12 protein-coding genes are annotated in these 14400 nt (G+C 47.1%); 3 read left to right on the top strand and 9 right to left on the bottom strand.

Annotation, left to right across the window (positions count from 1 at the left end; all coding sequences use genetic code 11):
* The 4 genes from QXJ75_04475 to QXJ75_04490 form a co-directional block, all read right to left on the bottom strand.
* On the bottom strand, positions 1-227 hold a 227-nt coding region (locus QXJ75_04475; protein MEM3737322.1), incomplete at its 3' end, for a hypothetical protein.
* Between the two features lie 95 nt (positions 228-322).
* Positions 323-3682 carry a helicase-related protein gene (locus QXJ75_04480; GenBank protein ID MEM3737323.1) on the bottom strand — a complete coding sequence of 1120 codons (3360 nt, stop codon included), beginning with the start codon at positions 3680-3682 and terminating at the stop codon, positions 323-325.
* Between the two features lie 15 nt (positions 3683-3697).
* Entirely contained in the window at positions 3698-3898 is a 201-nt protein-coding gene (locus QXJ75_04485; protein ID MEM3737324.1) for a winged helix-turn-helix domain-containing protein, read from the bottom strand.
* A gap of 122 nt (positions 3899-4020) precedes the next feature.
* Positions 4021-4194 carry a hypothetical protein gene (locus QXJ75_04490; GenBank protein ID MEM3737325.1) on the bottom strand — a complete coding sequence of 58 codons (174 nt, stop codon included), beginning with the start codon at positions 4192-4194 and terminating at the stop codon, positions 4021-4023.
* Positions 4195-4776: 582 nt separating this feature from the next.
* Between QXJ75_04490 and QXJ75_04495 the strand changes: the two genes are divergently transcribed.
* On the top strand, positions 4777-4998 hold the full coding sequence (locus tag QXJ75_04495; GenBank protein ID MEM3737326.1) for a hypothetical protein: 222 nt from the start codon (positions 4777-4779) through the stop codon (positions 4996-4998).
* A gap of 356 nt (positions 4999-5354) precedes the next feature.
* Positions 5355-6398 (top strand): type I restriction enzyme HsdR N-terminal domain-containing protein, encoded by a 1044-nt coding sequence (locus QXJ75_04500; protein ID MEM3737327.1) that lies wholly within the window; start codon positions 5355-5357, stop codon positions 6396-6398.
* Between the two features lie 824 nt (positions 6399-7222).
* Here QXJ75_04500 and QXJ75_04505 read toward each other — a convergent pair.
* The gene (locus QXJ75_04505; GenBank protein ID MEM3737328.1) at positions 7223-7372 is read right to left on the bottom strand and encodes a hypothetical protein; all 150 of its coding nucleotides are present in this window, start codon (positions 7370-7372) and stop codon (positions 7223-7225) included.
* A gap of 238 nt (positions 7373-7610) precedes the next feature.
* Between QXJ75_04505 and QXJ75_04510 the strand changes: the two genes are divergently transcribed.
* Positions 7611-10049 carry a valine--tRNA ligase gene (locus tag QXJ75_04510; protein MEM3737329.1) on the top strand — a complete coding sequence of 813 codons (2439 nt, stop codon included), beginning with the start codon at positions 7611-7613 and terminating at the stop codon, positions 10047-10049.
* On the opposite strand, the gene QXJ75_04515 is transcribed toward QXJ75_04510, so the two are convergent.
* Genes QXJ75_04515 through QXJ75_04530 form a run of 4 tightly spaced genes read right to left on the bottom strand, consistent with a single transcriptional unit; the run spans position 10038 to position 14367 of the window.
* On the bottom strand, positions 10038-11591 hold the full coding sequence (locus QXJ75_04515; GenBank protein ID MEM3737330.1) for a 2-isopropylmalate synthase: 1554 nt from the start codon (positions 11589-11591) through the stop codon (positions 10038-10040). The genes QXJ75_04510 and QXJ75_04515 overlap by 12 nt on opposite strands.
* A 1-nt stretch (position 11592) precedes the next feature.
* Complete coding sequence (locus QXJ75_04520; protein MEM3737331.1) at positions 11593-12633, bottom strand: isocitrate/isopropylmalate dehydrogenase family protein; 1041 nt, start codon at positions 12631-12633, stop codon at positions 11593-11595.
* Positions 12608-13102: a 3-isopropylmalate dehydratase small subunit gene (locus QXJ75_04525; GenBank protein ID MEM3737332.1), complete on the bottom strand. Its 495-nt coding sequence runs from the start codon at positions 13100-13102 to the stop codon at positions 12608-12610. Before QXJ75_04525 ends, QXJ75_04520 begins: the two co-directional genes overlap by 26 nt.
* Before the next feature lie 2 nt (positions 13103-13104).
* Complete coding sequence (locus tag QXJ75_04530; protein ID MEM3737333.1) at positions 13105-14367, bottom strand: 3-isopropylmalate dehydratase large subunit; 1263 nt, start codon at positions 14365-14367, stop codon at positions 13105-13107.
* Positions 14368-14400: the final 33 nt, after the last annotated feature.

Consider the following 14400-nt stretch of genomic DNA (forward strand, 5'->3'; position numbering starts at 1 on the left):
CGAATCCATTGATCAAAATCTGAAGACAAATGAAGAGTATTTGGATTCATAATTTGATAAGGTGATATTTTGTGATTCTCAGGAACGAATAATCTTCTGTCAATGTACAACCAGACAGAAATATTTAGTTGGGGAGATAATTCACGGACTAAGGTAATTACTTCTTGAAAATTTCCTCCCAGAAAATCTAAGAATGATTGTTTTTTGGTCTTGAACTCTTCGGACAATTTGTCGTATTGAGCCTGAACAATTTGATTTTCTAAGGTCATCCTAAACGTTTTCGACGCATCTGTCAATATTCCTACTGTTTTTCTTCTTCTCATTAGGATACCACATTTTCTCTGTTAGCAACGCTCTTCCACTGTTCCACGATATATCGAACAACTTCAATCTCTTCTTCGGGTTTTAGTTTCTCTGCTGGGTTTTGTATCGTGTAAAGTTCAGGCGACTTTGCAGCGTTTACCACAATGTAAAGCCAGTACTCGTTTCCTAGCCTATGCGCCATCAACCATTCATTAGGCGTGAGCGCTATCTTTCCCTCTCCCGCTCTCGCTTTAACCTCTATATATCTGATGCTTTCATCTGGCGCTTTAGAACGTATGTCAAAACCCAAGTTCTGGGCCGCCACATCCTCTGGACTTCGCCCCTGAGCCATCTCAAACTCCATAGCGACACGCATACCAATCTCTTCGATTTCCCTATCTTCTTTCAAGGTGTCGTCTACTGGCAGCTTAGGCAATACAGCCACTGCTCCAAGAACTTTCGGCGGAGACAGCAAAAGGTTGACTTCTGCCTCTATCTGTTTTTCAAGCTGTTCCTTCCTTCTCTCCAATTCCTCCTTGTTTCTCCTCTCGTTCTGTATTGCTGCTTCCGGAATGTTCTCTCCCTTAGCCCTCCTAGTCTCATAATCAAGCAATTTCACTTCCGATTGCCCAATAAGCTGTTGAAGAGACCTCACCCCATATCTCCTCTTAATTTCCGCGTCATGTTCCCTCTGCTTCTTCAACTCGTCCAGATACATGGGTAGAACCGTTTCCACTGCGAAGCTTAGAATGGAATCTTCGCTGCCCACCGATCTTAACAATTCAGTAGTTAGCGAAGCGTGGTGAGGCTTCAAATCCCAGAGAATAGATGGAGAAACCGACCTCACGTTATTGTGATTATCCTGATACAAGGCGAAGATTCGTTTGCCAGCCACCGAACCCGTTCCGTCATTTATCATACTTTCTAAGAACCAGATGAAGCCGTTCATGCTACCTGAAGGGTCGAGGAAAACTGTGCCTTTATCAACGTCACCACTGTATTTTTCGAAAATCTTCTCCACAACAGCCTCCAAAAGTGGATGCCCGGGCGCCACAAACTCTGCTTGCCCCTTAATCGCCTGTTCCTTGTCAAAGCTGATTTTGCCATATTCCCTGAAGACTTCTCCGAACTTTATCTTGAACTCGAAGGGAAGTCTCCTAAGCTCGTAGGGAATGCTGGCTATTCTGTAAAAGCCATCCTTCCTCTTTTCCACCTTCAAGCCAAGCTTCTCAGACGCTTTAAGGAAAAACTTCTCAATGTATTCGGGCACTAGCCTATTCTCTCTCGCTATTCTTGCTTCGCCCAAAATTCGGGTTAGGTCGATGTGCTTTGTGGCAAGACCTTCCATCGTAGCTTCCTTCGCCCTTCTAATTGCTTCCTCGTCTGGAATCCTCTCAATATCCTTCAGAATATCATCCAAAGAACGTTTGTTTGTCACAGCCTCTACAATGAGGTCTTGAAGGCTTCGTCCAGGAAGCACATCGCCAATCACGTCGAAGACTCTGTCGCTTCCAAGATGCATCCGTATGATGTCAAGTTTGTTGAACAATTTCTCAAGAATCTTGCCTTCCCTTGTGTCAATAGCCACAAGATTGTAAATGTAGGCTTCATACTGTTGCCCATACCTGTGTATTCGCCCCATCCTCTGCTCGAGCCTGTTTGGATTCCAAGGAATGTCATAATTCACCATAAGCCAACAAAACTGGAGGTTTATTCCTTCTCCGCCAGCTTCTGTGGAAACCATTATTTGCGCTTTTTCTTTAAACTCGTGCTCCGCCTCTATTCTCTTGTCGAGATTCATCGCGCCGTGAATGTACGTTACCGAGTAGCCCCACTTGCGGATTTTCTCTACAAGATATTCAAGAGTGTCTTTGGATTCGCTGAAAATTAGCAGTTTCTCACCGTTCTTTTTTAGCTTAACTTCCTCCATCACTTTCTTAAGCTCGTTAAGCTTCGTTTCAACCTCCTTCTTTTCAGCTTCCTTCGCCAGCCCGATAAGCTCGTTAAGCTTCTCGATTTCCTCCCTGAGTTCGTCAAGCGTCTCGGCGGAAGTAAGCTTCTCCAGCAGCTCGTCTTCTTTTCTCCACCTTTCCAGTTCAGAAGAGTCTTCAAGTGCTTCTTCGTCTATGTACCCGGCTTCCTGAATTATTTTTCCCTGGTCGAGCAGTTCCTGAAGCCTATCTCTCCTTCTTTCCAAGGACCTTCTTATAGCCCTTAGGCTGGATGCTAGTCGCCTTTGAAGGATAAGAAGGGCGAACGCAACGTTTCTCTTGTCTTTCTGCATCGCCCTATTATAGTGCTTCTCAACGTACTCCGTCACAGCGTTGTACAAAATCTTCTCGTCATCGCTTAGGCGATACTTGACGGTTATCACTTTTCTAGGAGGGAACAAAGGAGTATTGTCAAAGTTTTTCAAGTCTTCTTTCAGACGCCTCAAGAAAAGAGGGTTATCCTTGTTCGTTATGGATTCCACAAGCATCTCGTTCGTGGCGAAGAACCCTGGCTCAAGCAAATCCAAGAAAAGCCTAAAATTGCTTGGGTCACCCCTATGGGGCGTCGCTGTCAAAAAGAGCAGGAAATCGGAGTTTCTTGAAAGTAGCTCTCCAAGCTTGTATCTTTCAGTCTTCTTCATTTTCTCGCCGTATTTGTAAGCGGCCATCTTATGGGCTTCATCAACAATCACCAAATTCCATCGGGCTTCAGCGAGGCTCACCATGACATCTTCCTGCTTCGCAAAATCCATTGACGTTATCGCTTGGTTCTCTTCAAGCCAGACATTGCGCCCCCAAGACGCATCCATCACTCCTCTATCAATAGTTCTGAAAGTCTCGCCAAACTTCTCTTTAAGCTCCCTAACCCACTGGTCCCTCAAATGGCCAGGTATAACGATAAGAACTCTTTCAACAAGCCCCCTCTGCTTAAGCTCCTTGAGTATTAATCCAGCCATGATGGTTTTGCCAGCACCCGGGTCATCGGCGAGGAGAAACCTAATCCTAGGATGCTTCAAGATGTAATGGTAAACCGCGTCAATCTGGTGAGGCAATGGGTCAATCTGCGACACGTTAACAGCATAGAGAGGGTCAAACTGGAAAGCATAACGGATCCTTTTCCCTTCCATAGCAAGGAAAAACGCCTCAGCATCCCCAGAAAAATCCTTCTTCCCCAAATCAACTCTCTTAACCTTCTCCAAATCGCTCTTCCTCAAAATCCGCGAGTAAAAGCGTTCAGATTTTACACCGATGCCTTGCACTTCAACGCCAGTGCCAATCTGCTTGCATGAGATAACCTTTATGCGCTCAGGCCAGAAGGGCCCTTCCAGAATACTTTCTGGCTTCAAGAAAGCTTCGCCTAAAGATGCACCCCCACCTACAGCCGCCATCTCATCACCTTTCCACTATTTTTCCTTATTAAAGTAAACCTTGGCTGGGCCAATCTTCCTAGACTTCACGTAGCCATGCTCCTCCAGAGCACTAAGATAGCCAGAAAGAAAAGTCCTATTAACATCCATTTGCTTGGCAATCTCTTTAACAGACTGCCCAGGCTGCCTCTTCAAAAGCTCAACGATTTTGGTGGTTAAACTTTGACCATTCGGCACCTTCTTATCCCAAAACATAATCAACTCTCAACTTCATATATTTTCGCATGAGTTAACAAATCTGTTTATCGACCTGTATCCACGATTTCGTAGTATCAATCAGTGCTAGGCGCATCTTCTATTCATTTCTCGGTAACGATGAAATACTCCTTTGACTCTGGAAGACGTGGCGAGTCGATTACTGTGGCTACTCGTGTGCCTTCCTTAGCCTTTCTGATGTAAACTCTATGGGTGCATGCGTGGGCTAACACATAGCCTCCAGCTGGTCTGTTTGGGTCGCCGAAACCTTGCTGGATTAGCCTGCACCTGGTTTGTCACAACCACAGCTATGTTATAGATTTCCGCCAGCCGAAGCAGCTTATGTAAGCGCTGGTTGAGTTTTTGCTGTCGTTCAGCTAGGCTCTCGCGTCCAACATGTTCTCCTCGGAAATGGCTAATCATAGAATCAACCACAACCAGCTTCACATTCTCTTCGGGACAAATCTTGAAGAGCCCATCGATTAAGAAGACTTGTCGCTGTTGTACGCCCGTGCGATCATCACGTTGTTAAGCGCTTGCTGCCGATCCAAACCCATAGCGGCGGCAATACGATAAACCCTTTCAGGGCTAAAAGTTCCCTCGATGTCGATGAAAAGCACATCGCCCTCCAGGACTTCTTGGCTCTTTGGGCAGTTGCGCCATGACGCAAAGCTTCAGGCAAATTTGCATCCTGCCTACATGCTCTTTTTACTTATAAAGTCAAAATCTCGGCTGTGATCTGCTTAGCATAGTCTTCAGGTTAGGTTTTCTATCTGGGCCTCTTTTTCGCGCCCAGCTTGGCCCCGTTCCTCGTTACGGGTTTCACTCTTCAGAATAGTTGAAGAGGGGGGTTCTTTTATTTGAGGCGACTGTTAACAGCGAGGCAACTACTCATTTTTATCGTCTTGGCTTTAATGATTTCTAAAGTGGGATACTATTCACGTCTTAAAGCTTCCACGGGTGTCAGTCGGGATGCTCTCCAAGCTGGGATGATGCCGGCTAGCGCTCCTACTGCTGTGGCCATGAGGATGGCTGCGAGTATAAGCTCAGGGGTTACAACTGGAGTTATTGTGAGGCTTTGAACATGCGAGGTCCTAGGCCCGCCTGGGGGGCCTCCGAAACTGCCAAATGTGAAGCCCCCCCCAAAGATGGAGACTACAAAATGGGAGGCTACGGCTCCAGCTAGGCTTACATCTGTTTTCCCACCCCCCCCAAAACAATAAGAGAAGCCTCAAAAGACAAGGAGATTCACACATACCCACATAGACAAGGTTCACCTCACCCTCCCAACGTCTGCTTCAAACAACTCCCAAAGGGAGAGCCTGACACCCCTACCCATAAACTATAAAAAAGGAAGGAGCCTAATTTTGAATCAACCTATAGCCTATACCACAAATTAATAAAATATAGGGGGTCTCATGACAGAGGGGCTGATTAAGTGAACGACCTAAGAGAAGCATTAAAGCTGATGGCAGATAAGATAAAGAAGTTTCGTTCTCTCTATGAACAGAATGAAATGGCAGTAAGGGATCAAATAGTAAATCCTATTTTGAGAAATCTTGGATGGGACCCTGAAAACCCAGAAGAAGTTCAACCTAATGTATCTACTGAAGAAGGCGTGCCTGACTACTCTTTAATCCAAGATGGAAAGAGAATTTTATTTGTTGAAGTAAAAAAGTTGAGTGTTGACATTGAGCAAAGAGGAGTTATACGTCAATTGGCGAAGTACTCCTTCAGCGAGGGTACAAAATACGGCGTATTGACAAATGGCGCAGTATGGATACTAATTAAATCATTTGAGGAAGGGACCAGTTTACCTGAACGGGTTGTCTGGAAAGTAGATTTAGAGAATGATGAATTGTCGGAAGTTCTCAGAAATATAATTGCAATCTCAAAGGCCAATATCAAAAACATAGAAGTTTTAATGAAGAAGATTCAAATACTAGATGAAGTTTGGCAATCTATTCTAGACGCGCCTGAGAAAATTGTCAAAGGTTTAATGCCAGCAGTTAAATTAATTTTAACTCAAGGTTACCCAGGCTATCATTTTGAAGATGAAGAAATTGAAGATTTGCTGAAAGAAAGGCTCAAAGAAATAATTTCAGAACCAGATGAAGAGTCTCTAACTGAGGCGCAAATAGAAGCTACAGCGTGGCGAGGCGAAAGTCCACGAAAAATGAGGCTAAAAAATGAAGTATTTGAACTTCATAACTCCTTTGAAATTTTGGTAAACACTGCCAATTGGCTCATAAAGAACGGAAAGTTGAAACCTTCTGATTGTCCTGTGGGAGCTGGGCGTGGCAAAAGAAACCTTATCAACAAAGAACCAAAACATAAATATGGTGATAATTTTCGATCGCCCAAAAAACTTTCTAACGGGTTGTGGATAGAAACACATTATAGTACTGCTAGCGCTATAAATTATGCAAAGCAACTATTAGAAAAATTTGGAGTCCCATCTGAAGTACTCGTTATTGAGTGATTGAGTAACATATTTACACAAGATAACGCGCATAGATCACCGAATTTATAGCATATCTAATGGTACCATTCTAACCACAATACTCGTTTTGAATTTTCTGATTAAACTGCTTTAAAAATTGACGCCCCATTCATTCTTTAGAGACTAAAAATCCTCGGAAAGTACAAGCCGGAACTCTGGAAGATTCACTCCACGGAGTTATCTTAAGCCTGTGCCGTATGGGATGCCGATAGCGATGGCAATGGACTACTTGACCAAGAGGCTATGAATTATTAATGAAGAAACTTCCATGAAGCGCGAACCTTAACTTTTAAAGCAAATTGAAGAAATCGATGTTGAATCTTTATACCACATAGATGCTTTACATGAATCTGGCATACCAGAGCCTTTTCAACGCCAAATATTATCCATCTCCCAGCAATAGAGAAGTTTAATATTCCAAAAGCCCGCCTATACATAGTAACACTTTACCGTTTTAAAGGTGGCCCAATATGGGCGAACAGAAGACAAGAACGAGACTGGGCTTCCCAACATTCTGGAGAAAGAATATTCAGCCCGGACCACATGGCAGAAAAGCTCAAACTCTGAGACCACGCCGCCGAACAACCGAACGAAAACAAAACCCAATGGACAGGAGAACAAACACCTTAGCCAAGCTGAGCTATCGGCCCACGTAAATTCTTATCACTGGTTGGGCTTCTTATCTCTTTCTTCTCAGGGGGCACGCTCACCACACGTGACGGCAGAAGGACTCAACAACTCAGATAGTTCAGATCTTCTTCTGTGGGCGGTAATTCTTTTTGATTGGAGACCATTCGGATTCATTAATATTTTATCTCATAGAAGGAAGGTTGCTCTATGCGGTCGAGTATGAACTTAATTAAGAATGGCAAGATGAAATGCGTCAGAATTACGCCGATAGCTCCTATGTAAAGATCTCTCCTCGTTGCTTTGAAAGATTTTTTTTCATCCAAAATTTAAATCATCCACGATGGTGTTGTAAAACCTTCCATAAAAACTTAACTAGTCTCAGCTATGGTAAAGAGTGATTCTCGATCTTGGATAAAAGGATTCGTTTACATATCGAAGCTACTTCAAACACTCCGAAAGTTGACGTATAATATATATGCGAGATTCTTAATCTTCAATGAAAAATGCCTGTAGTGCGAAGGATGACGACTTCGTGGAAAGAGAGTTGATGGTTTGGGTGTATTGAGCTTGGCAGGAATGCTGCCGACCAACTTTAAGCCGAAGATAGCCGAGAAGAGATGGAAACCCGAGAGGGAAAGGTTCCTTGTCGAAGAATGGTCAAGGGAGGGTATCTACAAGTTTGACAGAACTTCTGGAAAGCCTATCTTCTCGATTGATACGCCCCCACCCTATGCGTCGGGCCGCTGGCATGTCGGCGGTGCTACCCATTACGCCCAAATAGACATGGTTGCACGATACTACAGAATGAAAGGATACGAGGTTCTCTTCTCTTTTGGGATAGACCGAAACGGCCTACCAGTAGAGGTTGAAGTGGAAAAGAGGCATAATCTCAATGCTCACGAGATCCCAAGAGAGAAGTTCATAGCCCTATGCAAGGAGTTTCTGGATAGTGTAGAGAAGGAGATAATCTCGACTGCCAGAAGACTGGGAATGAGTTGCAACTTCGAAGGACTCTACCGCACTGATAGTGCAGAATACCGGAAAATTACTCAGTCCACCTTCATTGAGTTATGGAATCGTGGTCTCATCTACGAGGACAATAGGCCTACTAACTGGTGCCCAGCATGCCAAACCACGCTTGCCGACGCAGAGGTGGAGTATGCCGACCTTGAGACGAGTCTGTGCTATATACGCTTCAGAGTCAAAGAGGGAGGTGAGATAGTCGTGGCTACAACTCGGCCGGAGTTGATCTGCTCTTGCGCCGCCGTAATATACCATCCAGAGGATGAACGTTACAGACATTTAGAGGGACGACACGCAATAACTCCCATATATAATGCTGAAGTTCCATTAATCCCAAGCCACTATGCTAAGCCCGAGTTTGGCACGGGTATAGCGATGATTTGCTCCTTCGGAGACTACACCGACGTGAAACTCTTCCGAGAGCTTGACCTTAAGCCGAAGATAGCGATAACTAAAACGGGTAGAATGAACTCTCAGGCGGGCATTCTCGAAGGCCTGAAGGTAGAGGAAGCTCGCAGTAAGATGATCGACCTCCTAGAAGAGGCTGAACTTTTATCACACAGGGAGAGGATTATTCATAAAACGCCGATATGCTGGAGGTCAAAGAATCCCATCGAGTTCATTGAGATGCCTGAGTATTATCTTAAGCAACTTCCATTCCTCGGCGAGCTCGCCGCCGATGCTGACAAGATGAAATTTCACCCACCTGAAGCTAAGCAGCTGCTACTTAACTGGATAAACTCTGTAAGCACAGACTGGCCTATTACTCGGAGACGCTATTATGGGACTGAAGTCCCCCTCTGGTACTGTCGAGAATGCGGCAAACCTTACCTCCCTCCACCAGGCGCATATTACCAACCCTGGCGTGAGAGACCTCCAAACGGAAGGTGTAGCTGTGGCTCCATCCAATTTGTCGGAGAGACCCGGACATTCGATACATGGATGGATTCTAGCATAAGCCAGCTCTATATCCTAGGATACGGATGGGATAATGACCTCCTGACTCAAAGTTTCCCTTGCACTTTAAGACCTCAGGGAACCGACATCGTAAGGACATGGTTATACTATTCCATGCTGAGAACTCGGCAACTTCTCTCGGCACTACCCTTTAAGCATGTAAGGATATCCGGAATGGGTTTAGACGAGAATGGGGAAGCCATGCATAAGTCAAAAGGTAACATCATCTGGCCTGAGCCGATCATAGAAGAATTAGGCGCAGACGCATTCAGGCTGTGGGGCGCAAGTGAGGCGCGGCTTGGCTCGGATTACCGGTTCAGCCGAGAGAGGTTAGAGGGGGCCGCGAGGTTTATTACCAAACTCTGGAATGTCTCCAGATTTGTTTCCTCCTTCCCTCAGCCCTCAGCTGGAGAGGCTGCCCTGATGGCTACGGATCAGATGATCTTAGCCGACCTTAACAACCTAATTCAAGAATGCGAGAAGGGATACGAAGAGATGGATTTCTTCATACCAGCTCAATCTATACGTGGTTTCCTCTGGGGTATCTTTGCCGACCATTACGTTGAGGCGGTGAAAACACGTGCCTACAATTTAGAGGGCAAGTTCACTAGGCAGGAGCAGGAGGGAGCTTGGATGACTTTACATACAGTCATCAAGACTGCCCTTAAACTCTTGGCACCCATCTGCCCGTTCGTTACAGATGCCATCTGGCGGGCAGTCTACGCTGGAACCTCAATCCACAAAGAGGATTTCCCAAGACCGCGACCTGAATGGAAGTCTGAGCTGGGCATGGTTACTCAGAGTTTTATGGAGTTCAACTCGACAGTCTGGAAGTTTAAGAGACTGAAAGGTATAGCACTTAATGATGAAATAAAAGCAGCATACGCCACCGAGGATCTACAACCACTTGAGAAGGATCTAGCGGCGATGCATAGGATACGTTTCCTCTCTTTCTCAACTCCCCCAAAGAGGTCTGACAGTCCGGTGGAGAAAGTAGGATCCGTCTACTTAGTCGCTTGATTGGGAGGCTTCAGACTTTTGCTTTCTTCTGCTTCTCTGGAGGAGGAGATTAAGACCGTTTACCATAGCCTCCACACTTGCCACAACGATGTCCGGTTTGGCGGCTCTGGCTGAGACTACCTCGCCACCTCCACTCTCCACTTTGATAATTACTTCTGCCAAAGCGTCGGAGCCCCCGGTGAGGGCTTCTAGTCTAAACTCCTTCAGCCTCACATCTATTAGAGTATCAGTCACCTTCTGGATGGCTCTCATCGCCGCGTCAACCGGTCCCACTCCTGTCTCCGATGCCACGTATTCTCTACCATCCAAAATCAGTTTGACTGAGGCAGTAGGTGTCATATTTACACCAGTCACCACAACCAAATCCTTGAGATTAATATAGTCCCGCACATTAACTTTTGACCCACATACGAGGTTGGCTATGGAATAGAGGTCTGTAGTGGTAACCGATTTACCCTTGTCACCCATAGCCTTGATCTGCCTTATTACCTCCCTCATCTGTTGCTCGGTTAACTGGAAGCCAGCTTCCTCTAACTCACGTTTTATACCATGATACCCCGCGTGCTTCCCAGCTACTATTAGGCGGCTTCTACCCACCAGCTCCGGGGAGATAGGCTCATAGGTTAGGGGCATCTTAACTACACCGTGAGTGTGAATCCCAGATTCATGGGCGAATGCGTTGTCGCCTACGATAGCTTTGTTAGGCTGGATCATCACCCCAGTCAGCCTAGAGACCATCCTCGATGTCTCATAAATGAGATGAGTGTTGATGTTGGTTTTCTTCTGGTATAGTGAATGTAGAGCTACTACAACCTCCTCCAATGCAGCGTTCCCAGCACGCTCACCTAACCCATTCACTGTGACGTGAACTTGCGAAGCCCCCCCTTCCAAGCCTGCGAGAGAGTTGGCGACCGCCAAACCGAGGTCGTTGTGGCAATGGACACTTATTGGGACACTGACTACTTCCGCCACTGAGCCTACAAGCATCCGCATCCGTGATGGGGTCATGACACCGACCGTGTCAGGTATATTTATCCTATCGGCCCCCGCCTCCACAACTGCCCCGTAGACGTGTTTCAGAAAATTCAGATCCGTCCTCGTCGCATCCTCAGCTGAGAACTCTACGATGACGCCTCGATCTTTCAGATATTTTACACTTTCAACAGCCTTCTCAACCACTTCGGCAGGAGTTAGATTGAGTTTATACTTCAAGTGAAGCTCAGAGGTGGCTATAAATGTGTGGATAGCATCTAAGTTGCACTTCAACGCTGCGTCAAGGTCTTCCTTAACAGTCCGAGCTAAGCCACAGATTTCCGCTCTAAGACCTTCTCTCGCTATTAGGGAGGCTGCCTCAGCTTCACCAGGAGAGGAGATAGGGAAGCCAACCTCTATGGTGTCGACGCCCAGTCTGTCTAGTTGCTTAGCGATTGCAAGCTTTATCTCCGGGGTCAAGGCTACGCCTGGCGTCTGCTCACCATCCCTCAGTGTAGTATCGAATATCCTGATCTTCTCCGGCAGCTTAAACTCCGACAACCTTACCACCTTAGCCACTGATCCTACCCGCTATAGCTGATGCAACTTCAAATGTTGAGGAGTTGCCGCCGAGGTCTGGAGTCATCACACCAGCGGCGAGCGTCTCCCTTACCGCCGACTCAACCCTCAAAGCGGCTTCAAGACACTTTTGGTCACTTTTACTCTCTCCAAGCCAGTCTAAGAGGAGAGCTGCAGCTAGGATCATGGAGCAAGGATTCGCCCGTTGCTTCCCAGCATGTTTAGGTGCTGATCCGTGTATGGGCTCAAAAATGGCGAAATCTCTGCCTATGTTGGCTCCTGGAGCCATACCCAAACCTCCCACTAGTTGAGCAGCCTCGTCGGAGAGTATGTCACCGAAGAGGTTCGGCATAACCATCACGTCGAACTCGTGGGGCCGCTTGATCAGATGCATCGCCGCGGCATCCACGTAAAGTTCGTCGTATGTGATTTGGGGGTAACGTGAAGCAACCTCTCTACAGACCTGTGAGAAGAGCCCGTCAGTAAGCTTGAGCACATTTGCCTTGTGAACTGCGGTTACCCTCTTCCTCCTCCTCCCAGCTAGTTTGAAGGCGAACTCGGCGATCCTGTGGGAGCCCTCCCTACTGATAACACGTAGGGCGGCGGCTGTATCCCTGTTGATCATGAACTCTATCCCCTTATAGAGGTCCTCGGTATTCTCTCTGACGATGACGAGGTCTATGTCAGGTCGCATTGCGGGGATATTCGGATATGCCTTGATGGGCCGCAGGTTGACATAGAGGTCGAACATTAACCTCAGCTTCACTATAACGTCGGCGGCTGTCTCTCCAACAGGCCCCTTCAGACAGGCTACAGAATCTTTGATTACTGCGAGCGTCTCCTCAGGCAGCGCTGAGCCTCGCCTCTTTAGGCAGTCATCTCCAGCCTCAACCTTGACGATCTCGAAGTCGAGCCCAACAACCTTCTCTACAGCTTCCAGTACGGTTATGGTGGCTTGCGTCTGCTCCGGCCCTATTCCGTCACCCGGTATCACAGCTAACCTATATCTACCTATAGTTCTCACTCCCCGCATTCACGTACCCTATGAGACCGCCATGCCTGAAGATGCTGAGTATAAACTTGGGTAGTGGTCGACTTTTGAAGGTCAGACCGCTGCTCAGGTTTTCTATTAAACCTCTCTCCAAGTCGACGAGCAGTCTGTCGCCCTCGTAAACCTTCTCGGCGACCTCTTTACACTCAATAATAGGTAACCCGATGTTCACAGCGTTACGGTAGAAGATCCTCGCGAAAGACTTGGCTATGATGCAACGCGTCCCAGCGTATTTAAGAGAGACTGGAGCATGCTCTCTGCTCGAGCCGCAACCGAAGTTCCTGCCAGCCACAAGAATCCCGTAGGACTTCACCTTCTCCGGGAAATGTGGGTCTATACCAGACATGGCATATCTGGCTAAGTCCTCCGGATTTGTCAGCGTCATGTAGATGCCTGGGAAGATCAGGTCTGTGTTGATGTTATCTCCATACTTGAGAGCCTTGCCCTCAATTATCACTCGCCCATAACCTCCTTGGGGCTGGTTATACAGCCCTTTAACGCCGAAGCTGCGACAGTTGCTGGTGAGGCGAGGTATACCTCAGCCTTCGGGTTTCCCATCCGTCCTAGAAAGTTTCGGTTTGTGGAGCTGATGCAAACCTCCCCATCGGCTAGGATGCCTAGGTGGCTGCCCATACATGGCCCGCATGTTGGACCCCCAAAGTAGGCTCCTGCCTCTACGAAGATCTCAGCTAGCCCCTCCCTAACTGTCTCCTTGTAAATATCCTGTGAGGCTGGTATGACGATCATCCTCACGCCGGCTTTCACCCGCCTTCCCTTTAATATGTTTGCCGCCACTCTAAGGTCATCTAACCTTCCATTGGTGCATGATCCTATGAACGCTTGGTCAATTCTGACACCCTCAACATCCTTAACAAGCTTGACATTGGCTACAGAGTGAGGGCATGCTACCTGAGGCTCTAAGTCTTCGACGCTGAAGTTCAACTCCTCCTCATAGTAGGCTCCAGGGTCACTGCTGACTGAGTTGATGGGGCCTGATAGTCTACCTTCTAGGTATTCTAAGGTCTTGTCGTCAGGTTCGATGATGCCAGTTTTGGCGCCAACTTCGACGACCATATTACTAAGTGTCATCCTGCCGTCGACGCTCATATCTCGGATGGTAGGCCCAGTGAACTCGATACCTTTATAGTTGGCGCCATCTTCACCGATGGTGCCAACTATACTCAGTATGAGATCCTTCGGGAACACATAACGCTTAAACCTCCCAGTAACGGTTACTTTAAGGGTTTCAGGAACTTTAAACCAGAGGCGGCCAGTCGCCATAGCTGCAGCTACATCGGTAGAGCCAACCCCGGTTGCGAAGGCGCCGAAGGCACCATAAGTGCAGGTGTGGGAGTCAGCGCCCACTATGACCTCGCCTGGAGCGACATAGCCTTTCTCAGGCATCACCTGGTGGCAGATGCCACCCCTACCTACGTCGTAGAAGTTGACTATGTTATAATCCTCCACGAATCTGCGGAGCCTCTTCTGAAGTGAAGATGACTGAGTAGTATTCGCTGGTACGTTGTGGTCAAAGATGACGACTACGCGGTTAACATCCCACACGCGCTGATCCTTGAGTTTGGAGAAAGCGTCAAGTGCAAGGGGGCCTGTTAGGTCATGAATCATGACACGGTCTACTCTTGCCTCGATGAAATCTCCTGCCTCAACCGTCTCTTGGCCTGAGGCTCTTGCCAGAATCTTCTTTGTAAGATTCATGGGTGGTCGCAGTTCTTCTACCCTCCAAGTTTG

This window comes from Candidatus Bathyarchaeia archaeon, assembly GCA_038883335.1.
Classification (GTDB): domain Archaea; phylum Thermoproteota; class Bathyarchaeia; order Hecatellales; family Hecatellaceae; genus JAVZMI01.

Coding starts and splice junctions, on each gene's coding strand:
- QXJ75_04530 (MEM3737333.1), bottom strand. CDS start 14,367: ATGAATCTTACAAAGAAGATTCTGGCAAGAGCCTCAGGCCAAGAGACG.
- QXJ75_04520 (MEM3737331.1), bottom strand. CDS start 12,633: ATGCGGGGAGTGAGAACTATAGGTAGATATAGGTTAGCTGTGATACCG.
- QXJ75_04480 (MEM3737323.1), bottom strand. CDS start 3,682: ATGGCGGCTGTAGGTGGGGGTGCATCTTTAGGCGAAGCTTTCTTGAAG.